A 23,277-nucleotide genomic window follows, 5' to 3' on the forward strand; every position below is an offset into this window, starting at 1 on the left:
CATCCGGCCACAGCACGATCAGTTGGACTGTTCGCCGTCCAGTTGCTGGATACCTGCCAGCAGCCAGCCCGTATCGTCACCCTTGTAGAGGTTCCAGACTTCCTCGAAGCGGAAAGCCTCGGCACCCGGTGCATCACGCAGCATGCCGGAATAGCGCACACTGGCCAGGTAGCCGTCGGGCACGTTCTCGATACCCAGCAGCTCGGCATTGAGCAGCACCACTTCGGTATGGTTGCCGCCTTCGCGCTGTTCAAGCTGGTGGCGCATTTCGGCCAGCAGATCCTCGGTCATGTAATCGCCGAGCTGTTCGATATCGCCACGATCCCACAGTGCCTGGATCTGCACGAAATGCGACTTGGCATGCTGCAGGAACTGCGGCACGTCGAAGTCGGCCGGGATATACCAATCATCCTGCCCCTGACCGACGGCAGGTTCGGCCGCCGTGCTCATGAAGGCTGGAGAGGCAGACGTCGTGACAGCCTGTGCGGGCGTTGCTGACGAGAAGGATGCAGGTGCGGACGGCTGCGCTGCCGGCATGGCAGGCTGTGCATCACGCCACATGCCCTGCTGCTGGAACTGCCCCTGGCCGAACGCGCCACCGGATGCACCGGCACCGGCTGCCGCTCCCTGCGCCGCAGGACGCTGAGCCGACGCGCCACGCAGGCGACGCCAGATAAACAGGCCGGCAAAGGCGATCAATGCGATCAGCAAGGCACTGGACAGGAACTCGGCCAACGCCCCCCCCAGCCCCAGACTGGAGAACAGCGCTGCCAACCCCAGGCCAGCGGCAATGCCGGCCAGCGGCCCCAGCCAGCGCGATGCGCCGCTGCGCGCCGCCTGCTGGCTGGCTGCACCTGCAGCGCTATTGGCAGCAGCAGGCTGCTGGCCAGCCTGGCGCTGGGTGTTGGCTGCCGGCGGCGTGGTCGCCTGGCGTTGCTGCATGACGTTGGAAGACTGGCGTCCGGCGCTGCCGCCGCGCCCCATGCGCTGTGCTTCGGCATCGAAGGACACCGACAGCATGGCGGTGCCGCTGAACGCGAGCACGGCCACGGCCAGCATGCGGGAAAAACGGTAGGAAATCTTCAAGGCACACTCCTGCAGGACAATTCTGACATTAAGCTGAATACAAGCTTAACGGAATTATCATGCAAACTGCAAGTCTGATCGCCATTCAACAACGGAAAAGACCAGATGTGCTACAAGCGTACACACTCCCGAGCTGCAAGCCTGGCGATCAAAGCGGCTGCCAAGCACAACGGGGATCTTACAAAAACAACCGCAACCCACCGTAGAACTTACGTGCAGCATGAAAATCTATTTCAAGGATCGAGTTGAATTTCCTGCCGGGATTGGCGTGGTCTATACGGAATTCATAGGAGAGATCGCCACAAGGCAAATCAACATCCTGGATGGAAAACATTTTGCATCTTCTTCATTACATGAAAAAAATGAAACCATAGGATATTTTTTATATGACGGCAAAAAAAGTGATCTGGATCTGTCCCATGCAGCTCTGATTACCCATCAGGAATTTGAGCGCATCTGGCTATTATCCCGAGAAGAAGATGAACCAAGCCACGAAATCATCTACAAGGCAGGTGATGCATCGGAGCCCGTCACTCATCCCGTCATGATTGCCCATATTGTCAACAACATGGGCAAGTGGGGAAAGGGGTTTGTTTTATCGCTCTCGAAAAAATATCCATCATGTAAAACAGGATATATGGAGTTATATGAAAGCGAGAAAAAACCTATTCTTGGACACAGCCAATTCCTCTGCGTGGATCCCAAACAGAGAGTCTATGTTGCCAACCTTTTTGCACAGGATGGTATAAAAAAGAATTCCAAGGATCAAGGAATATATATATCTTACGCCGCGCTATCCGAGTGCCTTGCCAAGGTAGCCGATTATTGCCTGGCAAACAGGATATTGTCCGTCCAGATGCCCATGATCGGCGCAGGTCTGGCGGGCGGCGACTGGAACACGATCAAGGAAATCATCAAGAATGAACTTTGCCACAAACACATTACGTGTTATGTGATTGTTCTTGATTGACTGTATCCGCAGCGCAACCCACACAGGCAGACAATCAGTCCAGGCGCACGCCTTCGTGCAGGGCCACCAATCCGGCCGTGAGATTGAAATACTGCACCCGCTCCAAGCCGGCGGTACGCAGCATCTCGGCCAGGGTATCCTGATCGGGATGCATGCGGATGGACTCGGCCAGATAGCGATAGCTTTCCGCATCACCGGCCACCTTCTCGCCCAGCCACGGCAGAATATTGAAGGAATACCAGTCGTAGGCAGGTGCCAACGGCTTGGCGATGCGCGAAAACTCCAGCACCAGCAGCTTGCCGCCCGGCTTGAGCACACGCCGCATCTCGGCCAGTGCCGCATCCTTGTGGGTCATGTTGCGCAGGCCGAAGGCCACGCTCACCCGGTCGAAATACTGGTCGGGAAACGGCAGGTGCTCGGCATCGCACACGGCCACCGGCAGTACCTGCCCCTTGTCGAGCAGACGGTCACGCCCGACGCCCAGCATGGAGGAGTTGATGTCGGTCAGCCAGACCTCGCCCTGCGGCCCCGCCCGCTTGGCGAAGGCACTGGCCAGGTCGCCCGTGCCCCCGGCGATATCCAGCACCTTCATGCCGGGCCGGATGGCGGCGCGCGTGATGGTGAAGGCTTTCCAGATACGGTGCAGCCCCCCCGACATCAGGTCGTTCATGATGTCGTAGCGGGAAGCCACGGAGTGGAACACACCCGCCACCTTGCCGGCCTTCTCCGACTCGGAGACGGTCTGGAAACCGAAGTGGGTGGTCGGGGTTTCTGTGGCAGCCCGATCCTGCCGGGAAAATTGTTCGTTCATAGGGCTATATCGTACCGTATCCACGTCTTCCCGGCGTGGTCTGGCAGGGTCTAATTTGTGCGCTGTCACATACTCGCAATATTCCGGCCATACTATGCATGCCATTGGTCAATTTCCGGATCCTTTGCCATGTCCAGTACCATTCTTGTCGTCGAAGACGAACCCGCCATCCAGGAACTGATTGCCGTCAATCTGTCCTTTGCGGGCCACAAAGTGCTGCGGGCCTATGATGCCGACCAGGCCGCCACACTCATCAATGCCGAACTGCCCGACCTGATCCTGCTCGACTGGATGCTGCCGGGAGCCTCGGGCCTGACCCTGGCGCGTCGCCTGCGCAGCGACGAGCGGACACGCGACGTGCCCGTCATCATGCTGACGGCCAAGGGTGCGGAACAGGACAAGGTCGATGGCCTGGAAGCCGGGGCCGACGACTACATCACCAAGCCGTTCTCACCCAAGGAGCTGATCGCCCGCATCAAGGCCGTGCTGCGCCGGCGCGCGCCCCAACTCACCGATGACGTGATCGATGTCGGCGGCCTGCGCCTGGACCCGGTAACGCACCGTCTGAACGGTCACGACCAACCTCTCAGCATCGGGCCGACCGAATTCAAGCTGCTGCATTTTTTCATGACGCATCCCGAGCGTGTCTTCTCGCGGGCACAGTTGCTGGACCAGGTCTGGGGTGATCATGTATTCGTGGAAGAGCGCACCGTTGACGTGCACATTCGCCGCCTGCGCAGGGCGCTCGAGCCCAGCGGCCACGATGTGCTGATTGAAACCGTGCGCGGCAGCGGGTATCGTTTCACCGCCCGCCCCAGCGCCCGCTGACTCCCGTCCGTCCCGCCCGCACGCTCATGACCCTCGCCCGTACGCTGTCCTGGATATTGTTCACCGCCATCCTTGCGACGGCACTGGGCTGGCTGCTGTCTCCCTGGGTCGCCGCTGCCACGGCGCTGCTGATCCCCGCCCTGCTGCTGATCCGGCAGGCGCGCATACTGGCGCAATTGCAGAAATGGACATTCACACCCGAGGCCACACCACCGGCGCTGGGTGATTGGGATGCCCTGACCGCCCCGCTCTACCGCTATCTCAAGGCACGCCGGCTGGAAAACGAAACCGCCCAGGACACCATGCAAAGCATGCTGGCAGCGGCACAGGCCCTGCCCGATGGCGTCGTCACCCTGGATCGGGGTTTTCATATCGACTGGTGCAACCGCACGGCACAGCGCCACCTGGGTCTGCGCATGCCCATGGATCAAAGCGCAGACCTGCGCAATCTGCTGCGCTCACCCGGTTTCATCGAATACGCAGCCCAGGATCGCTGGCCTGAACCGGTGGTGGTACGCGTCCATCTGCGCGACCGGGAACGCCGACTGCTGATGCAACTGGCGACGTTCGGACGCGACCAGCGCCTGCTGATCACCCGTGACGTCACCCAACTCGAGCGGCTCGAGACCACCCGCCGCGACTTCGTAGCCAATGTCTCGCACGAGCTGCGCACCCCCCTGACAGTACTGATCGGCTTTCTGGAAACCCTGCGCGACATGCCAGCCGATGCCCTGACACCGGAACAGCGAGCGCACTACATGACACTCATGTACGACCAGGGGCAGGTCATGCAGGCGCTGGTCGCCGACCTGCTGACGCTGTCCACGCTCGAGTCGGCTCCCAGCCAGGAAGGCCAGGCGATCCGCTGCGACAGCCTGCTGGCCACGCCACGCCAGCAGGTCGAAAGCCTGTCGGCCGGCAAGCATGTATTTTCCTGGCATATTGATCCTGACCTGCAGATTCGCGGCAGTGAAACCGAGCTGGCTTCGGCAGTCTCGAACCTGCTCACCAATGCCGTCCGCTACACCCCCGAAGGCGGCACCATCAGCGTCACCTTCGAGGCCACGCCAGACGGTGGCGCACGCTACGCCGTCACCGACACAGGCATCGGCATCGCGGCCCACCACATCGATCGCCTGACTGAACGCTTCTACCGCGTCGACCGCAGCCGGTCACGCGCGGCCGGCGGCACCGGCCTGGGGCTGGCCATCACCAAGCACATTGCCATGCGCCATGACGCAGAACTGGAAATCACCAGTGTGCTGGGCCAGGGCAGCACCTTTGCCCTGGTATTTCCGCCAGAACGCGTCGACGAGCAAAACCCTCACCCCGCCAAGTCGTAGATATCCACAGCCGCCACCTCCATTTCCAGGGTACCCAGCGCACCGAGATCCTGGCTGTAGATCACGTCATTTCCGCGTTCCGTATGGATGAAATAGCCCAGGTCGCCATCCTGGCCGATCATCAGAAAGCCGGGGCTCGCACTCTGGATGTCATAGGTCTGGTTCCTTTCGCCCAGGACATGCGCGCCATAAAAACTGGCGAATTCATCTGCACCTATCCGGACATCGCAAGCGTCCGCTTCTCCGACGTCCTCGACCAGGAACCTTCTATAATTTTCGGGCAGTTTGGCGTGAATTTCAGTTTCAAGATCAGCCACATGCTGCAGAACACTCAGCGTCATCTCCGCTCCCCAAAAGAATCACCAAAACAATGTCCACCGATCCGAAGCTGATCGCACAAACAGCCACAGAATCCATACACCAACTTTTCAAAGACCATGATTTCAGGCTGAAAGCCCCCTATCACTTCGAATCAAACGATCTTCACGGTCATACTTTTCAATACGAAATCTCAATCTCACGGCAGAAAGGGCATTTTTCCTTCAGTCTGCGTCTGAACCTATTGAGCAAAACGCTCATGACAGCCGTAAACCGCGTACTGGAACTGACGCTACGGGATAAGCGCTACATTTACCCGCCTAACTGGCGCGAAAAGGATATCAAAAGCGCCATCAAGACCCGGCTCGGCAACCACACTATTCAAGGTCTGACCGACTGGCGGATTTTCAAGGAAGAACATGAATCACTGGCAAGCTTCAGGAACAGATTCTCAATCTGGCTGTGTGCATTCGATCATATCGACGACATCAGCAATTGGCGGGAACAACTTGTCCAAAGTGTCACATATGCATTGGGCTGGTTCCCAGGGGCAGCCAGCGAATCATCCATCATTGCAAACACCCAGTATCCCGCACTGGTTGTTTTGAAAAAAAATAGTGCGAGCATGCACCAGCTTCTGGAAAAACAAGCGGAAATCCTGAACGTCACCCGGCACAAAAAAGAAGCTGAAATTTTCTTCGAGTATCTGATCGCCCAGGATTAGGCACCGCAGAAAACCCATTCATCCGGAAGCACGAAAAGCACGTCATGGCCTGGCTGCACCATCACCTGTACAGATAGCTTCCGTCTTCTCCTACAGTGATCACATGATCAGGGTAGCCGCTGTCTGCGGGTGCCACAAGAAAATCCCTCAGGTCACCCCCTTCCATGGAGCCTTGCAAAAACTCGACAAGATCCGCGCAGGCAACCTCCACCATCTCGCCCATGAAAACAGCCGTCTTGCCCTTGTACATCACCATATTGTGGGCAACGTAATAGCGTTCATGGTGCAAGGCCACCGTCAACTCCTGAAGGGTCGAAATCGGGGTCGCGCTTGCGCTGTTTTTGACCCGTGCCAGCATCCCGAAGAAAACATCGTTCTTGTCTGGTTCCGTGAAAAACGTCTTGTTTGCAAGCGCATCAAAGCGGAAGCTATTTTTCATCGCTGCACACGCCCGGATCAAACCCCGTTGGGCCAGACCCACAACAGAACGGTCGTCATGATCACATAGCGGGCGAACTTGCCGATGGCCATGTACATCACGCAGGGCCAGAACGACAACCGCAGCCAGCCGGCCACCGCGCACAGCGGGTCGCCCACGCCCGGCAGCCATGACAGCAGCAATGCCGGCGGTCCCATGCGCCGCAGCCACTGGCGAGCCCGCTGTTCCCACTTGCCACGCAAGCGCCGCGTGGGGCGGACATCGACCGTGAGATCACCGGCATCGCCGGCCCGTTCGGCCAGCATTTGCTGCTGCCGTCGACGTTTCCAGCGCAGCACGGCCAGGCGTGCCCAGAGTCCCATCGCATAGCTGATGGCACCGCCAATCGTATTGCCCGCCGTGGCGACCATCACGGCCGGCCAGAACATATCCGGTGCCAGTTTCAGGTAACCGAACACGGCGGGCTCCGACCCCAGCGGCAGCAGGGTCGCCGATACCAGGCTGACGGTAAAGATCGCACTCAACCCGATTTCCGGCAACGACAGGAAAGCCAGCACGTCATTGATGAGATTCGAGAGATAGGCTTCCACGTCGACAGTCCGGCTCAGGTTTGAAATTCAGGATCGAGTGCCGGCATCGGCAGCACAGGCGCTGCCGCCAGCAGGCTGCGGGTATATTCATGCCGCGGCTGGCCGAATACCTCGGCCGTGCGTCCCTGCTCGACCACCCTGCCGCGCCGCAGCACCAGGACGCGATCACAGAGCTGGGCCGCCACGCGCAGATCATGCGTGATGAACACGATCCCCAGGCCGAGCCGCGATTGTAAGTCACGCAGCAAAGCCACGATATGTGCCTGCGTCGTGACATCCAGTGCCGACACGGCCTCGTCGGCGATCAGCACCCTGGGCTGACAGGCCAGCGCCCGCGCAATCGCGAGGCGTTGCCGCTGTCCGCCCGAAAACTGATGCGGATAGCGATTCAGGGCATCGGGCGGCAACTGCGCCTGCTCCAGCAGCCCCCTTGCCAAACGTTGCGCCTCGGCCACTGGCATGCCACGGTTGAGCGCGCCCTCGGCCAGGGTATCACCGATCCGGCGACGCGGATTGAGGCTGCGGCCGGGGTCCTGGGAAATGATCTGCACCAGATGCCGGACATCACGCAACTGTCGTTCCGGCAAGTTTTCAACAGGCCAACCCTGCCATTCGATCTTGCCGGCATCCGGCATTTCCAGGCGCACCAGACAGCGAGCCAGGGTGGACTTGCCGGAACCGGACTCACCGACCACGCCCACGATTTCTCCCGCGCGCACGGACAGATCGACGCTGCGCAGCACCTCCTGCTCGGTCTGCCGCCAGAGGCTGCCATGACGATAGCGCTTGCGCACGCCGCGTCCTGCCAGCATCACCGGTGTCTCGGGTTCGACCCGGCTGTCCGGTGGCACCATGGAGGGTACGGCAGCCAGCAGCCGCCGGGTATAGGGGTGCTCGGGCCGCACCAGCACATCAGCCACCGCCCCCTGCTCGACGACCTGCCCTTCATGCATGACCAGCAGGTCTCCACCCATCCTGGCCGCCACACCCAGATCATGGGTAATCAGCAGTACCGTCGTCCCCTGCTCCTGCTGCAATCGAGAGATCAGCGTCAGGATCTCGGCCTGCGTCGTGACATCCAGCGCCGTCGTTGGCTCGTCGCAGATCAGCAGCGCCGGCCGCAGGATCATTGCCATGGACAGCACCACGCGCTGGCGCTGGCCGCCCGATAGCTGATGGGGGTAGCTCCGGAAAATCCGCTCGGGCGCATCAAGCTGCACGGCATCGAACACTTCCAGGATACGAGCCCGACGGGCCGCGCACGACAACCGGCCATGCAGCCGCAGCGCCTCATCGACCTGACGCCCGCAGGTCATCAGGGGGTTGAGGGCTGTCATCGGCTCCTGGAACACCATGGCCATGCGCGCGCCACGCCACTGGCGCAGTTGTCGCTCGGCGGCATAGCGCCCAGCGGCGAGCACGGTATGGCCCGCCACATCGATCGATCCCTGTTCGGGACGTATCCCCGGCGGCAGCAACCCCATGACAGCCAGGGCGAGGGCCGACTTGCCCGACCCGGACTCGCCTGCCACGCACAATGTGCCGCCTGCCGGGATCGACAGACTCAGCCTCTCGATGGCATAGGGCCTGTCACCCTGCAACGGCAGGCGCAGGCTCAGGTGATCGATTTTCAGGGCCAGGCTCATGATCGTTCCAGGCTGCGCACGCCTGCCTGGGGGTTCAACGCATCGCGCAGGCCATCACCCAGCAGATTGATCCCCAGCACCGCAGGCACCAGGAACAATGCGGGAAACAGGACATTGCCGGGATGCTGCATGAAGACGACCCGGCCATCGGCCATGATACTGCCCCATGTCGGAATGTCGGCAGGCAGACCCAGCCCCAGAAAGCCCAGGATCGCCTCGGTCATCACCGCCGAAGCCGCCACGAAGGTGCCCTGCACCAGCAAGGTGGCCCACGCGTTGGGCAGAATATGCCGGCTCAGGATCAGCGGTGCCGAGGTGCCCAGCACCTGCGCCGCCTCGACATAGGGCTCACCCCGCAGGCGCAGTGTCATTGCCCGGGTCAGTCGCGCCACGCGTGGAATCTCGGGTACGGCAATGGCCACGATCACAGTGTTCAGGCTGGCCCCCAGGGCAGCCACCAGGGCAATCGCGAACAGCACCGGCGGGATGGCCATCAGGCCATCCATGAACCGCATCAGCAACCCATCCAGCCGCCGCACATAACCCGCTGCCATGCCCAGCACGCCGCCCAGAGCCAGAGCCAGCGCAGCCACCCCGGCACCAACCAGCAGCGATACCCTCGTACCGTATACCGTCCGGCTCCATATATCCCTCCCCCAGGTATCGCTGCCCATCAGGAAGGTATGCATCACCTCGCGGCCATCCGGCAGTTGCACCAGGCCCGTCGTGCCTGCAGCCACCGAAATATAGTTGGCATCCATGGTTGCAGGATCGATGGTGCCCAGCCACGATGCAGCCAGCGCAATCAGCAGCAGCGTCAACAGCAGGACCAGCCCGACGCGGGCAGATCCCTCGCGCCAGATGGCGCGCAGCAGCGGCATGCCAGACATGTATTCTCCAGCCATGGTTTCAATAGCGAATGCGCGGATCAAGCAGCATATAGCCGATGTCCACCAGCAGGTTGAGCAGGACATAACCGGCCGCGAAGCACAGCACCAGCCCCTGCAGGACCGGAAAATCGCGGTTGAGCACGGCATCGACCGTCAGCAGCCCCAGGCCGGGAATGGCGAAAATCGTCTCGGTCACCACCACGCCCCCCAGCAGCATCGCAGCACTCACGCCGATGACCGTCAGGATGGGCACGGCCGCATTGCGCAAGGCATGCCCACAGAGCACCCGCATGGCCGACGCCCCCTTGGCACGCGCCGTGCGCACGAAATCCTCGGCCAGCGCCTCGCTGACCGCCACCCGCGTCACCCGCGCCAGCAACGCCACATACGCCACGGACAGCGTCAGGCACGGCAGGATCAGATGGCGCAGCCAGGCACCAATGCCCCCCTCCATGCGCCGGTAGCCCAGCGCAGGCAGCCAGTGCAACTGCAATGCCAGCAGGTAGATCAGGACATAGCCCAGCACGAATACGGGTATTGAAAATCCAGTTACCGAAAAGGCCATCAGGCCACGATCCAGCCAGCCGCCGCGCCAGGCGGCCAGCGCCCCCAGCGGCACGGCCACCAGCACGCTCAGCAACAGCGTGCCGACCGTCAAGGCCAGGGTCGGCTCCAGCCGCTGCAGGATCAATACCGACACGGGCCGGTTCATGAAAAAAGAATGCCCCAGATCGCCCCCCAGCACAGCACCGCCCCATTGCAGGAACTGGACCAGAATCGGCAGATCCAGACCCAGTCCTTCACGGATACGTGCCAGGTCCTCTGCCGTGGCCCCATTGCCACCAATGACGGCTGCCGGATCGCCCGGTGCCAGGCGCACGATCATGAACACGGCCACGGCCACCACCAGCAGCACTGGCAGCATGGCCAACACACGCTTGGCCAGGAATGCAAGCGCGCCTGCCAACCCATCCTGCCTCATCGGGACCACTCCACCGGCATGCTCATTCGCCCTGTGGATCCTTGCGGATATTCCAGTACACCTGGGCTCCCGCAGGCACGATACCCGTCACCCCCTTGCGCACGGCAGGCGGCACGATGTACTGGCCCAGCGGCACATGGCTGGCTGTCTCGAACGCCCGCAACTGGGCACGCTCGGCCCATTGCTTCTTGTCTGCATCAGTCGTGGCGCGGGCAAACTCCCGTTTGATACGCTCAAGCTCAGGATCATCCTGCCAGCCGAACCAGCCCTGGTCGCCCCGGGCATTCATCATCGCCATGGTCAGGGGATTGAGAATATCCTCGGCCACCCAGGCCGTCAGGAACAGGTTCCAGCCTCCCTGGGCAGGCGCGTCCTGGCGAGCCCGGCGCGACACCAGGGTCTGCCAGTCCATCGACTGCAGATCGACCTTGAAACCGGCCCGCTCAAGTTGCTGGCGCGCGACCAGCGGCAACTTGTTGATATGCGAAAGATCCGTCGGCTGCAACAGGACGACCGGTTCCCCCTGGTAGCCAGCCTTCTCCAGCAGGGCCCGTGCTGCTGCCGGATCAGCCCGCCCCGTATAGCCACCGGTCTGCTCGCTGGCAAACGGCGTACCGCAGGGGAACATGCTGGTGCAGAACCGGTAGTAATCGGCAATCCCGACCTGGGTCTTGAGAAACTGCTCCTGGCCCAATGCCAGCATGGCGGCACGCCGGATCTCCGGATTGTCGAAAGGCGGGTGCTTGAAATTGAAACGCATCGAATACTGCAGTCCAGCCGGTTGCGCATTGACGATCTCGATATCGGGATCTGCCGCCAGGACGGGGTACTGCTCGAAAGCCGGCTGTTCGAGGATATCCGCCTCGCCATTGAGCAGGGCATTGAGCTGGGTCTGCGGATCGCGGATGATCAGCCACCTGACCTGGTCCACATAGACCTGCTTGCCACCGGCCGTACCCGAAGGCGGCTCATCGCGCGGCACATAATCTTCGTTGCGGACGAACAGCACGCTTTCGCCAGGGCGGAACTCGCTCTCGACGAATCGATAAGGGCCGGAACCGATGGCCTCCCGGATCTGCTGATCACCCGGCGTGCGCGCCACCCGCTCGGGCATGATGAACGGCACGTTGGAAGAAGGCTTGCCCAGCGCCTCCAGCACCATGCCGAAAGGCTGCGCCAGTACCAGTTGGAAAGTGCGATCATCGAGAATATCGTAATGATCCAGCGATTGCTCCAGCAGCCCGCCCAGCGTATCGCGGCTGGCCCAGCGACGCAGCGACATGATCACATCGGCACTGGTGACGGGTTCGCCATCATGGAATTTCAGCCCTTCGCGCAGCGTGAACGTCCAGGTCAAGCCGTCAGCGGACACGGTCCAGTCCTGCACCATCTGCGGCTGGATGCGCCCTTCGGCATCGGTGCCGAACAGCGTGTCGTAGACCATGTAGCCGAAATTGCGGGTCAGGTAGGCGGTGGTCCAGATCGGATCCAGCATGGTGATGTTCGAGTGGGCGATCACGCGCAGCTCATTGGGCGCATCGGCGGCCCGGACCGGTTCCGCTGCATCCAGCCCCAGCGCCAGCATGCAGGCAGCCGCCAGGCCAGCCAGACGACGCCCGGACAGCCAGGCAGGGCACCTGCGACCGTGCGCTATTGCCACGACCGTCCGTGGTGCTGCAACCTGCCCCTCGACCAGGGTATCCCTCTGCATGCCTGCGTCCTCCTGCTCGGCCCCAGTGCGGGCCGTGTAACTGTCTCGATGGCCGGATTGTAGTGCAAGGGGCGCGCCTCCCCGCCGGTCAGGCCTGCATAGCTGATATAGTATTTGGAACATGCGACGTCCAGCCGGGTGGCGGACGCGCAATTTTTTTATTCTGTCGATCATGCCCACCGATTATCTGAAACGCATACTGACCGCCAAGGTCTACGATGTCGCCGTCGAAACGCCCCTGCAACCTGCCCCGCAGCTCTCTCAGCGAATCGGCAACGACATTCTGTTCAAGCGTGAGGATACCCAGCCGGTTTTCAGCTTCAAGTTGCGCGGTGCCTACAACAAGATGGCGCAGCTCACGCCCGCCGAGCGCAAGCGCGGTGTGCTGGCAGCCTCGGCCGGCAACCATGCCCAGGGCGTGGCGCTGTCGGCGCAGAAGCTGGGCTGTCGCGCCGTGATCGTCATGCCGACCACCACGCCCAGGGTCAAGATCGATGCCGTGCGACGACTGGGCGGCGAGGTCGAACTGGCCGGTGAAAGCTATTCCGATGCCTACCAGCATGCGCTGGAACTGCAGAAAAAACACAAGCTGACCTTCGTCCATCCATTTGACGATCCCGAGGTGATTGCCGGTCAGGGCACTATCGCCATGGAGATCCTGCGCCAGCATACCGGCCCCATCGACGCCATCTTCGTCCCCATCGGCGGCGGCGGCCTGATCTCCGGCATCGCCGCCTACGTCAAGGCACTGCGCCCCGAAATCAAGGTCATCGGCGTTCACACTCAGGACTCCGACGCCATGCTGCGCAGCGTCAAGGCAGGCCGTCGCATCACCCTCAACGATGTCGGGCTGTTTTCAGATGGTACGGCCGTCAAGCAGGTCGGCAGTGAAACCTTTCGCCTGGTACGCCAGTACGTCGATGATTTCGTGACGGTCGATACCGACGCCCTGTGCGCCGCCATCAAGGATGTGTTTCAGGACACGCGCCACGTGGTCGAACCGGCCGGGGCCCTGGCTGTCGCCGGGGCCAAGCGCTATGCCGCCGAGCACAGGCTCAAGGGTAAAACGCTGGTGGCGATCACCAGCGGTGCCAACATGAACTTCGACCGCCTGCGCGTGGTGGCCGATCGCGCCGAGGTGGGCGAGGCACGCGAAGCCCTGTTTGCCGTCAGCCTGCCCGAGCAGCGCGGCAGCTTCCTGCGCTTCTGCAAGCTGGTCGGCACCCGCAACGTTACCGAATTCAACTATCGCATTTCCGATGCGCAACGTGCCCACGTCTTCGTGGGCGTGCAGATCAGCTCGCACGCCGAAGCCGAGAAGATTGCCAACAATTTCCGCAAGCACGGCTTCGAGACGCTGGACCTGACGCAGGACGAAATGGCCAAGACCCACCTGCGCTACATGGTGGGCGGGCACTCGCCGCTGGCGCAGGACGAGCTACTGTACCGTTTCGAGTTTCCAGAGCGCCCGGGCGCGCTGGTGCGCTTCCTGGAAGCCATGCATCCCGACTGGAACATCAGCCTGTTCCACTACCGCAACCAGGGGGCCGATTTCGGCCGCATCCTGGTCGGCATCCAGGTACCGCCGTCGGACAAGAAGGTCTTCAAGGAGTTCCTGTCCACGCTGGGCTATCCATTCTGGAACGAAAGCGACAACCCGGCCTACAAGCTGTTCCTGTAAGCCGGTGGGGCAGGCGAGCCTACCTGCCGGCATCCCGATCAGCCCGCACGAAGCGGCCTTTCAAGGCGTTACACGCCTTGAAAGGGTCCAGCGTTCTATGCTTTCAGTACCCTCGTTCAGAATGCGATAGCGGTATTTCGCCTTGCCCTCGGAGACAACATTGCGCGTCACGACATGGGAACCTTCGCTCATGCTGTCGGATTCCGCAATCCAGGCATGGCCATCCCAAGACTCGATGACGTGTCTGATCACATTTTGCCGAGATACCGAGAAATCCCTGAAAATGAAGGTATAGAGCACGCGCGCGTCCGACGACGAAAACGGCCCGTAGATCACGGCTTCGGCATGAGGTGCCAGCACCGCATCACTTTCACAGGCATCGGCACTCGCGCAGGACGCGTACGCATGGCCCGCGCCCAGCATCCATAGCATCACAAAACAGAGAGATCGCTTCTTCAATTGCAGCCCGCTCTTTAATGAGACCTACCGCTGTACAGCCGATTGCCGCCTCCCGGCAATCAGCCTGCAGTACGTCTGCCGTCAGCCCCGCTCGGATTCCAGGAACTGGCAGATCGTAAACAGCGGGGTGCCCGTATCGCGGATCAGTTTGGAACCGCCCAGTTCGGGCAGGTCGATGATCGCGGCAGCCTCCAGCACGTTGGCGCCAAGGCGCTGCAACAGCTTGATGGCCGCCGTCATGGTGCCCCCCGTGGCGATCAGGTCATCGACCAGCAACACGCGCTGACCGGGCCGGACGGAATCCGTATGCATCTCGACCGTGGCGCTGCCGTATTCCAGCACGAACTCTTCGGAAACGGTATCGAACGGCAGCTTGCCGCGCTTGCGCACCGGCACGAAGCCCAGGTTGAGTTCATAGGCCAGCGCGCTGCCGATGATGAAGCCACGTGCATCCACACAGGCCACCAGATCCAGCCGCTGGCGCATGTAGCGGTAGACGAAGACATCGATCAGGCGACGGAAGGTGTGCGGGTCCTGCAGCACCGGCGTGATGTCCCGAAAGGTCACGCCGGGCTGGGGCCAGTCCGGTACGCTGCGGATCGTGCGCCGGATCAGGTCGGAAGTATCGGTATCATGCATGGCGTGCTGTCCTGGCAGGAGTCGTCGGTCGCCCTGCCCGGCAGGGCAGTCGGCGTCGATTGTATAAGGGTACGGAAAATACAGGGCTATCTTACGGGCACCACCCGGCTGGCGTGTGACAGGCCCGTGGCTCACCGACACACCAGCCCAGGCGATCAGGCACTGACACTGACCTTGCCGCTGGCGGCCTGGGCCTTGTCACGCGCCTGCTCGATGGTCTCGGCCGTGGCCAGCGCCACACCCATGCGACGCTTCACAAAAGACTCGGGCTTGCCGAACAGGCGAATATCCACGCCCGGTTCGGCCAGCGCCTCGGCCACCCCCGAGAAGCGTACACCGCAGGCCTCGACACCGCCATAGATAACGCTGCTGGCTCCCGGCTGGCGCAGCGCGGTATCGACCGGCAGCCCAAGCAGGGCGCGGGCATGCAGCTCGAACTCGTTCTGCACCTGCGTCGCCAGTGTCACCATGCCGGTATCGTGCGGGCGCGGGCTGACTTCCGAGAACCAGACCTGATCCCCCGCCACGAACAGCTCCACGCCGAAGATACCCAGTCCACCCAACTCGTCAGTCACGGCGGCAGCGACCCGGCGCGCCTGCGCCAGCGCCACCGGCGACATGGGATGCGGCTGCCAGCTCTCGACATAGTCACCATCAACCTGACGGTGACCGATCGGCGCACAGAAACGGGTTTCGATCTCGCCTGCAGCGTTGCGCGCACGCACGGTCAACAAGGTAATCTCGTAGTCGAAATCAATGAATCCCTCGACGATGGCCCGGCCGGCACCCACACGCCCGCCCTCCTGGGCATAACGCCAGGCTGATTCGATGTCGCTGTCGGCGCGCAGTACGGACTGGCCCTTGCCCGAGGAAGACATGACCGGCTTGATCACGCAGGGCAGGCCGATCTCAGCTACCGCCTGATACAGTTCGTCGAGCGTATCGACAAACCGGTATGGCGACGTGGGCAGGCCCAGGGTTTCGGCGGCCAGGCGACGGATGCCTTCACGATTCATGGTCAGTTGTGCCGCGCGCGCAGTCGGTGTCACACGCACCTGGCCGGCCTGTTCCAGCTCGACCAGCAGGTCGGTGGCGATGGCTTCGATTTCAGGCACGACCACATCGGGGTGCTCCTGCTCGATGATATGGCGCAGGGCTTCGCGATCCGTCATGGAGACGACATGCGCACGGTGTGCCACCTGATGGCCAGGGGCATCCGCGTAACGATCCACCGCAATGACTTCGACGCCCAGGCGCTGCAAGGCGATGATGACTTCCTTGCCCAGTTCCCCCGCCCCCAGCAACATGACCCGCGTAGCCGAAGACGACAGGGGCGTACCCAGGACCGGACTGTCCAGTTTGATCAATGTCATAACAAATAGATGGAAAAGAGAAGAAAATGCGGCGACCGCAAGCGTCAAAAGCGTCAATCATGCAGGTCGCAAGCATGCCACAGCCCGTCCGATTCAGGCAAGCACAGGCGAAATGCACACCTGACTGCACCATGCGGCCTTTAACCCTACTTATAACAAAGTTATAATCGTCTGCTACGCCGATTCAGTCCGGCATGACCCTGACAATCAAGGTTTTCACATGAGCACCACTCCCGATCAGACAGAAGACGGCGGCTTCATCAAAACGCCCAAGCAGATCTTTACCGTTACCGCATTGCTCATTGTCGGCGTGGTGGCTGTGTTCCTCGCCATCAACGTCATTGCGCCGCCGGCCTCTTCGGGCGACGCCTACAACCCTGAAGCGGTAGAAAGCCGGATCGCGCCGGTGGCCCGTCTCGCACTGGTACCGACCGAATCCGAACGTGTCCTGAAGACCGGTGAAGAAGTCTACAAGAGCACCTGTTCGTCCTGTCATGCTGCAGGCGTCTCGGGTGCGCCGATCTTCGGCAACGCCGATGCCTGGCAGCCATTCATCGCCACCGGCTTCGAAGAGATGCTGAATGTGGCGCTGCATGGCAAGAACGCCATGCCGGCCAAGGGTGGCAACCCGACACTGAGCGACTACGAAGTCGCCCGCGCCGTGGTTTATATTGCCAACAATAGCGGGGCCTCCTTCGAGGAACCTGCTGCGCCCGAGGCAGCCGCCGAATAATACGCATGCAGTAGCGGCAAGTGCGGGTGCCCATCGGTCCAACCAGGGAGCCCGCCATGTCATCCTTGCCCGCACTCATCGCCTCTGCCCGCCAGCCCGTTCCTGTACAGGACGGGCTGTCTCTTTTTCCCGCCCTGTTCGCGCCACGCGCTGCCCTGTCGCACAAGGGCAGTCACGGTTCGCTGGCTGTGCTGGGTGGCGCAGCAGGCATGAGCGGTGCCGTGCTGCTGGCGGCACGTGCTGCATTGTTCATGGGCACCGGCAAGGTCTTTGCCGGATTCTGCCAGGCCGCCTCACCTCTGCCCTGCGATCCGCAGCATCCTGAGTTGATGCTTCATGCCGCCGATGCGCTACTGGAGGCGGCCGGCTCCCTGGATATTTCTGCCTGGACAGCAGGCTGTGGCCTGGGCCGCAGCGATATGGCCGAACGGCTGCTGCACCAGCTTCTGGGTTCACAGCCGATGCAGCCCATCGTGCTGGATGCGGACGGCCTGCGCTGGCTGGCCGAGCCGGCGCATCGGCCATTCTGGCGATCATGCCTGACCCAGGCAGGTGCACCCAGGGTACTGACACCGCACCCTGGCGAGGCGGCGACCCTGCTGGATACCGATATCGCCGGAATACAGGCCGACCGCCCCCGTGCCGTAATGCATCTTGCACAGCGATATGACTGCTGGGCCGTCCTCAAGGGGGCCGGCACCCTCGTTTGCGCGCCCGATGGCCGCCTGTGGCAAAACGGCAGCGGCAATCCGGGTCTGGCCAGCGGCGGCACCGGCGATGTGCTGGCCGGCATGATCGGCAGTTTCCTGGCCCAGGGCATACCACCCGAGCAGGCCATTCCAGGTGCAGTCTGGCTGCATGGTGCAGCAGCCGACTACCTGGTGGCGCACGGCACGGGCCCCAAGGGCATGACTGCCAGCGAAGTCATCCTGGCGGCCCGCACGCTGCTCAACCGCCGGCCCGCCTAGCCTGCCTCTTCTGGCACGCAAGATCCGGGGAGATACGCCTGCCAGCCGCTCTTTTAAGTACCTTTGTGGCGGAAACACATCACAAACCCGCCAGAAATGGTGCTTATGCCACACAGGCATAAGGTTCCTGCGCATTTGTTGATCACAGCCTAGGGTTTACCCTATAATTAGGGAAAACCCTAGTACAGCATAAGCACACCAAAGCAAGGACCACCACCATGAACGCCGCTACGATTGTCCCCGATATCTCCGCCCTCAACCCGTTCCGCATGAGCGCCATGAATGGTGCCTCCTACGACGCCAGCCTGCGTCTGTCCGACTCGCTGGAGCGCCGCCTGATGAACCAGGTCTATTCCCGTCCTGTCGGCATCAATCTGGTCGATGACCTGAAAAAGGTCGGGAGCGCCATCAAGCGCGGCGTCATTGCATTCTTCGCCTTCCTGGACGAAGTCAATCGCGCCATGGACGAAGCCCATGCCCGCAACGGCAACATTTCGACCCGCGGCTACTGCTGGTAAGCAGCCGCATGCGGTTCAATGACCGCACAAATGTGTGATGGATGATAACGGCCCGCAATCAGCGGGCCGTTTTGTTTTTGCCGTCCAGCAATGCCTTGAGCATGCCCAGGCGCTCGCGCGGGCTGAGGGCCGCATGCTCATCCGCCTGCTGGGGCGCTGTGCCCTCAAGTCCCATTTCCTCGATGAAACGGGATGGCTCACGCACCAGATCCTCGCGCGCACGGCGTCGACGCCGGCACCAGCTCAGGTGCAACGAACGCTGCGCACGGGTGATCCCGACATACATCAGCCGGCGCTCTTCCTGAATCCGGGTCGACAGGGACTCCTCAGCCCGCTCCGGATCACCCTCTTCGTCATCACGCCCCTGATGCGGCAGCAAGCCTTCCTCCACGCCGACCAGATAAACATGCGGATACTCCAGCCCTTTGGAAGCATGCAACGTGGACAGTTTGACGGCGTTGGGTTCTTCTTCCTCGCCACGCTCCAGCATACTGATCAGCGCAATGTGCTGGACCAGTTCGTACAGGCTCATACCATCTTCTTCGGCCTTGCGCTTGAGCCAGGACACCAGTTCGAGTACGTTCAGCCAGCGTGTCTCGGCCGGTTTTTCCTCGAACATGTCATAGAGATAGTGCTCATAGTTGATGGCGCGCAACAGCTCATCGAGCAGCAGTCCGGCCGGCTCTGTCTGGGCCTGCCGCTCGGCATCGCGTGGCTGCCCGGCCCTGCGGCCTGCGCGTTTTTGCATATTCTGGATGAAGCGACCGAAGGTGAGCAGCGATTGCAACTGGCGCTCCGGTATGTGTTCACCGATGTCAGGCTCGAAAATGGCCATGAACAGCGACAGTTTCTTGCTGACGGCATACTCGCCCAGCGCCAGCAACGTCTGGCGCCCGATGCCCCGCTTGGGCGTGGTCACGGCACGGATGAAGGCTGGATCGTCGTTGTCGTTTGCGATCAGTCTCAGGTAGGAAAGAATGTCGCGGATCTCGGCCTTGTCAAAAAAGCTCTGTCCGCCCGAGAGACTGTACGGAATATTAAGACTGCGCAGTGCCTGCTCCAGAATGCGGGCCTGGTGGTTGCTGCGATACAGGATGGCAAAATCGCGCCACTCGGCCTGCCGCTCGAAACGACCGGCAGAAATCTGCATGCCGACCGATTCGGCCTCCGCCTCCTCGTTGTCCATGGGCTTGACGGTAATCGGTTCGCCCACGCCCAAATCCGACCAGAGCTGTTTCTCGAACAGCTTGGGATTGCGGGTGATCACATTGTTGGCCGCCTGCAGGATGCGCTGTACCGACCGGTAATTCTGCTCAAGCTTGATCACCTTGATGCCGGTATAGTCGGTCGTCAGCCTGGCCAGGTTTTCCATGGTGGCTCCGCGCCAGGCATAGATGGCCTGATCATCATCGCCCACGGCCGTGAACATGGCGCGCTCACCGGTCAGCAACTGCACCAGCCGGTACTGGCAGGCATTGGTATCCTGGTACTCATCGACCAGCAGATAGCGGATGCGATGCTGCCAGCGCAGCCGCGCCTCTTCGTTCTGCTCCAGCAATTGCGCCGGCAGCTTGACCAGGTCATCGAAATCGACAGCCTGATAGGCCTTGAGCGTTGCCTCGTAGCTGCGGTAGACGCGCGCGGCATCCAGTTCGGTCGGCGTCTGTGCGGCACGTTCGGCCTCATCCGGCCCCATCAGGGCATTCTTCCAGAGGGAAATCGTGTGCGCAGCACCACGCAGCCGCCCCTTGTCGGTCGTGGCCAGCATGTCCTGGATGATACCCAGCGCATCCTCGGCATCGAGAATCGAAAACTCGCGCTTGAGACCCAGCAGTTCAGCCTCCTCGCGCAACATGCGCACGCCCAGCGAATGAAAGGTACTGAGCGTCAACCCCTTGGTCGGCCCCTTGCCGAGCAGGGACTGGATCCGATGCGCCATCTCGCGCGCAGCCTTGTTGGTGAAAGTCAGTGCCAGCACGCCCCGCGCCGGATAGCCGCAGACCTGCAACAGATAGGCGATCTTCTGTGTAATGACCCGAGTCTTGCCACTGCCCGCGCCGGCCAGCACCAGGCAGGGGCCGTTAAGGTACAGCACGGCCTCCTTCTGCATGGGGTTGAGTCCAGCAGTGAATATCTCGGCGGTGGTCATCAAATCTCCAACGGATCGATCTCGATCTGCCAGCGCACGCGCAGCGTCTGCGCCAGTGCAGGCAAGCCGGGCAGCCAGACCTGGAGCAGGCGCTGCAGGGCCTGCCTGCTGGCGCTCTCGAGCAGCAGTTGCGCACGCTCGACATGGGCAATGCGGACAATCCGCAATGGTACCGGATCATACAGGGTGACGGCGGCCGCACCCGGCTGCGCCCGAACCTGATTCTGCGCCAGTTCCCGCGCCTGCGACAGGAAAGCCAGCGCCTGCGCCAGCTCCCGCGCCTCGGCACTGAGCAATGCCTGATACGAATACGGCGGCAGGCTCGCCGTCTTGCGTTCGGCCAGGGCATGATCGGCAAAACCGTCATAGTCATGGCGCAGCAGGGCCTGATATACCGGCTGTTCGGGATAACCCGTCTGTACCAGCACCTCGGCACCGCCCAGGTGTCGGCCAGCACGCCCGGCGACCTGCATGAGCTGGGCAAACAAACGCTCCGGGGCCCGGAAGTCATGCGAAAACAGCATCGAATCGGCATTGAGCACACCAACCAGCCCGAGCCGGGCAAAGTCATGCCCCTTGGCCACCATCTGAGTGCCGATCAGGATATCCACCTCGCCGGCATGCACCTGCCCGAACAGGGCTTCGGCGCTACCTTTGCGGCGGGTGCTGTCAGCATCGATGCGCAACACGCGGGCCCCTGGGAAAATCTCGGCCAGATGTTCCTCGAGCCGCTGGGTACCGCGCCCCATGGGCTGCAGATCCTGGTCCTTGCAATCCGGGCAGGCGCGCGGCACCGGCTGGCGCCAGCCGCAATGATGGCACTGCATGACATAGCGGCCGGCACGGGCATCACGATGCATGACCATATACGCCGTACAGCGCGGGCAATTGCCCACCCAGCCGCAGGAATGACAGTGCAGCGCAGGCGCATAGCCACGCCGATTGAGAAAGACCAGCACCTGTTCCTGGCGGGCCAGCCGCTCGCGCATGGCATTGATCAGGTGTGGGGACAGACCATGCTGCAAAGCCAGCCGCCGGGTATCGACCAGCCGGATGGTCGGCAGTTCGCCGATACGGGCACGCTCGGGCAGGCTCAGATAAAGATAGCGACCGCGCCGCGCATGATCCCAGGTTTCGAGCGCGGGCGTTGCCGACCCCAGCACCACTGGAATGCCCAGATCATGACCGCGCCAGACCGCCAGATCGCGGGCAGAATAGCGCAACCCATCCTGCTGTTTGTAGGATGCATCGTGTTCTTCATCGACAACGATCAGCCCCAGATCCTGCAAAGGCGCAAAAATCGCCAGCCGCGTCCCCAGCACCAGCCGCGCCTGTCCTCGCTGGGCTGCCAGCCAAGCCTGCAGGCGTTCACCTTCAGAGAGGCCGCTGTGCATGACAGCGATCCCCTCCGGGCCGACCAATGGTTCGAAGCGCCGGCGCAGCGCCTGCTCGAACTGCGGCGTCAGGTTGATCTCGGGCACCAGCATCAGCACCTGCCGACCTGCAGCCAGTATCTGGCGTGCGACATGCAGATAGACCTCGGTCTTGCCGCTACCCGTCACACCATGCAGCAACGCCGTGCGATAGCCCTGACCCGACAGGATGGCCTGGACCGCCTTGTTCTGGGCCTCGTTGAGCACGGTATCGGACGACGCCTCAGGCTCGACAGCAGCGACAGTGCATTCGCTGCCTGCCTCGCCCGCCGCCTTGCTGCGTTTCGCCCTTGCCCGTGCCTGACGGGCATCCAGCCGGGCAACCGGCCCGGCACCGCTGCGCTTGCCATGATAGGACGTCAGTTTGCGCAGGCTGCCCGGCAAGGCCGGCAAGGCCACTTCACCCAGGGGACGCTGGTAATACTGTGCCCCAAACGCGACCATGCGCATCCAGGCGGCCGACATGGGCGGCACGTCATCCAGGATGGTCTCGACATCACGGATCTGGCCAGGATCGAGATCGGGCCGCTCCGGTTGCGCCACGACCAGCCCGATCAGTACCCGCCGGCCAAAAGGCACGGCCACACGCACGCCGACAGGCACAGGTACGGCAGATCGGTAATCGAACACCCCCATCAGCGGCACGTCGAGCGCGACCCGCACCCAGCAGGGCTCGGGCGAGATACCTTCTTCGGACGTCGCTGTGGCAGGCACAACATCGACGTGCTTCGCTTCCGTCATACCCCGAGGCCAGTTAAAGTGATTTCTTGAAAGGGTCGGCAAGTCATTGTCGTCCAGCCACTATCATACGATACACACAGCCTGTGGATAACTTCGTGGATAAAGTTGTGGACTTTTTATTCTGCGTTGTCAATACAACGCTTCGATGGCGAAGCAGGCTACGATTGAATAAATAAATATATTCAAGCTCGATAAAAATATCGAACTCGACATTGATCGGCCCCTCGGGTTCGAGGCTTGTTTGT

General features: G+C 61.8%; 23 protein-coding genes. 8 read left to right on the top strand and 15 right to left on the bottom strand.

Going from position 1 to position 23,277, the window contains the following annotated elements:
• Positions 1–18: 18 nt before the first annotated feature.
• The gene (locus ABN482_RS05870) at positions 19–1,059 is read right to left on the bottom strand and encodes a Tim44 domain-containing protein (protein WP_349503134.1); all 1,041 of its coding nucleotides are present in this window, start codon (positions 1,057–1,059) and stop codon (positions 19–21) included.
• Positions 1,060–1,306: 247 nt separating this feature from the next.
• Between ABN482_RS05870 and ABN482_RS05875 the strand changes: the two genes are divergently transcribed.
• Entirely contained in the window at positions 1,307–2,056 is a 750-nt protein-coding gene (locus tag ABN482_RS05875; protein WP_349503114.1) for a macro domain-containing protein, read from the top strand.
• Positions 2,057–2,090: 34 nt separating this feature from the next.
• Here the strand turns inward: ABN482_RS05875 and ubiE are convergent, their stop codons facing one another.
• Complete coding sequence (gene ubiE, locus ABN482_RS05880) at positions 2,091–2,867, bottom strand: bifunctional demethylmenaquinone methyltransferase/2-methoxy-6-polyprenyl-1,4-benzoquinol methylase UbiE (RefSeq protein ID WP_349503115.1); 777 nt, start codon at positions 2,865–2,867, stop codon at positions 2,091–2,093.
• A gap of 129 nt (positions 2,868–2,996) precedes the next feature.
• Between ubiE and phoB the strand changes: the two genes are divergently transcribed.
• Both phoB and phoR read left to right on the top strand, forming a co-directional pair.
• Entirely contained in the window at positions 2,997–3,695 is a 699-nt protein-coding gene (gene phoB / locus ABN482_RS05885) for a phosphate regulon transcriptional regulator PhoB (RefSeq protein ID WP_109061196.1), read from the top strand.
• A 26-nt stretch (positions 3,696–3,721) separates the two neighbouring features.
• Complete coding sequence (phoR, locus tag ABN482_RS05890) at positions 3,722–5,038, top strand: phosphate regulon sensor histidine kinase PhoR (RefSeq protein WP_349503116.1); 1,317 nt, start codon at positions 3,722–3,724, stop codon at positions 5,036–5,038.
• Here phoR and ABN482_RS05895 read toward each other — a convergent pair.
• Complete coding sequence (locus tag ABN482_RS05895; protein ID WP_349503117.1) at positions 5,020–5,379, bottom strand: hypothetical protein; 360 nt, start codon at positions 5,377–5,379, stop codon at positions 5,020–5,022. The genes phoR and ABN482_RS05895 overlap by 19 nt on opposite strands.
• A gap of 29 nt (positions 5,380–5,408) precedes the next feature.
• On the opposite strand from ABN482_RS05895, the gene ABN482_RS05900 reads away from it, so the two are divergent.
• Positions 5,409–6,080, top strand: a complete 672-nt coding sequence (locus tag ABN482_RS05900) for a hypothetical protein (protein ID WP_349503118.1) — start codon at positions 5,409–5,411, stop codon at positions 6,078–6,080.
• A 61-nt stretch (positions 6,081–6,141) separates the two neighbouring features.
• On the opposite strand, the gene ABN482_RS05905 is transcribed toward ABN482_RS05900, so the two are convergent.
• The 6 genes from ABN482_RS05905 to ABN482_RS05930 are packed head-to-tail and all read right to left on the bottom strand — an operon-like array spanning position 6,142 to position 12,338.
• Positions 6,142–6,519 (bottom strand): hypothetical protein, encoded by a 378-nt coding sequence (locus tag ABN482_RS05905; protein WP_349503119.1) that lies wholly within the window; start codon positions 6,517–6,519, stop codon positions 6,142–6,144.
• A gap of 17 nt (positions 6,520–6,536) precedes the next feature.
• Complete coding sequence (locus ABN482_RS05910) at positions 6,537–7,109, bottom strand: YqaA family protein (protein ID WP_349503120.1); 573 nt, start codon at positions 7,107–7,109, stop codon at positions 6,537–6,539.
• Positions 7,110–7,123: 14 nt separating this feature from the next.
• Complete coding sequence (locus tag ABN482_RS05915) at positions 7,124–8,755, bottom strand: dipeptide ABC transporter ATP-binding protein (protein ID WP_349503121.1); 1,632 nt, start codon at positions 8,753–8,755, stop codon at positions 7,124–7,126.
• Complete coding sequence (locus tag ABN482_RS05920) at positions 8,752–9,645, bottom strand: ABC transporter permease (RefSeq protein ID WP_349503122.1); 894 nt, start codon at positions 9,643–9,645, stop codon at positions 8,752–8,754. The genes ABN482_RS05915 and ABN482_RS05920 overlap by 4 nt, the downstream gene beginning before the upstream one ends.
• Before the next feature lie 19 nt (positions 9,646–9,664).
• Positions 9,665–10,627, bottom strand: coding sequence for an ABC transporter permease (locus ABN482_RS05925; protein ID WP_349503123.1), 963 nt, complete (start codon positions 10,625–10,627; stop codon positions 9,665–9,667).
• A 22-nt stretch (positions 10,628–10,649) separates the two neighbouring features.
• Complete coding sequence (locus ABN482_RS05930) at positions 10,650–12,338, bottom strand: ABC transporter substrate-binding protein (RefSeq protein WP_349503124.1); 1,689 nt, start codon at positions 12,336–12,338, stop codon at positions 10,650–10,652.
• A 172-nt stretch (positions 12,339–12,510) separates the two neighbouring features.
• Between ABN482_RS05930 and ilvA the strand changes: the two genes are divergently transcribed.
• A complete protein-coding gene (ilvA, locus tag ABN482_RS05935; RefSeq protein WP_349503125.1) occupies positions 12,511–14,019 on the top strand; it encodes a threonine ammonia-lyase, biosynthetic in 1,509 nt (502 codons plus the stop codon).
• 60 nt (positions 14,020–14,079) lie between these two features.
• Here ilvA and ABN482_RS05940 read toward each other — a convergent pair whose 3' ends face one another.
• The 3 genes from ABN482_RS05940 to purT form a co-directional block, all read right to left on the bottom strand.
• Entirely contained in the window at positions 14,080–14,478 is a 399-nt protein-coding gene (locus ABN482_RS05940; protein ID WP_349503126.1) for a hypothetical protein, read from the bottom strand.
• Between the two features lie 81 nt (positions 14,479–14,559).
• Positions 14,560–15,117, bottom strand: coding sequence for an adenine phosphoribosyltransferase (locus tag ABN482_RS05945; protein ID WP_109061186.1), 558 nt, complete (start codon positions 15,115–15,117; stop codon positions 14,560–14,562).
• Between the two features lie 155 nt (positions 15,118–15,272).
• Positions 15,273–16,490 (bottom strand): formate-dependent phosphoribosylglycinamide formyltransferase, encoded by a 1,218-nt coding sequence (gene purT / locus ABN482_RS05950; RefSeq protein WP_349503127.1) that lies wholly within the window; start codon positions 16,488–16,490, stop codon positions 15,273–15,275.
• 220 nt (positions 16,491–16,710) lie between these two features.
• On the opposite strand from purT, the gene ABN482_RS05955 reads away from it, so the two are divergent.
• From ABN482_RS05955 to ABN482_RS05965, 3 genes are all read left to right on the top strand, one after another.
• Positions 16,711–17,223 carry a c-type cytochrome gene (locus ABN482_RS05955; RefSeq protein ID WP_349503128.1) on the top strand — a complete coding sequence of 171 codons (513 nt, stop codon included), beginning with the start codon at positions 16,711–16,713 and terminating at the stop codon, positions 17,221–17,223.
• 56 nt (positions 17,224–17,279) lie between these two features.
• Positions 17,280–18,191, top strand: a complete 912-nt coding sequence (locus ABN482_RS05960; RefSeq protein WP_349503129.1) for an NAD(P)H-hydrate dehydratase — start codon at positions 17,280–17,282, stop codon at positions 18,189–18,191.
• 218 nt (positions 18,192–18,409) lie between these two features.
• Positions 18,410–18,709, top strand: coding sequence for a hypothetical protein (locus ABN482_RS05965; protein ID WP_349503130.1), 300 nt, complete (start codon positions 18,410–18,412; stop codon positions 18,707–18,709).
• 58 nt (positions 18,710–18,767) lie between these two features.
• On the opposite strand, the gene ABN482_RS05970 is transcribed toward ABN482_RS05965, so the two are convergent.
• The 3 genes from ABN482_RS05970 to ABN482_RS05980 all read right to left on the bottom strand — a co-directional run.
• Complete coding sequence (locus ABN482_RS05970) at positions 18,768–20,858, bottom strand: UvrD-helicase domain-containing protein (RefSeq protein WP_349503131.1); 2,091 nt, start codon at positions 20,856–20,858, stop codon at positions 18,768–18,770.
• Positions 20,858–22,954 (bottom strand): primosomal protein N', encoded by a 2,097-nt coding sequence (locus ABN482_RS05975; protein ID WP_349503135.1) that lies wholly within the window; start codon positions 22,952–22,954, stop codon positions 20,858–20,860. Before ABN482_RS05975 ends, ABN482_RS05970 begins: the two co-directional genes overlap by 1 nt.
• A 121-nt stretch (positions 22,955–23,075) precedes the next feature.
• Positions 23,076–23,277 (bottom strand): hypothetical protein (locus tag ABN482_RS05980; protein ID WP_349503132.1); only part of this gene is annotated, 202 nt, incomplete at its 5' end.

Source organism: Corticimicrobacter sp. (genome assembly GCF_040137905.1).
In the GTDB taxonomy this organism is placed as follows: domain Bacteria; phylum Pseudomonadota; class Gammaproteobacteria; order Burkholderiales; family Burkholderiaceae_B; genus Corticimicrobacter.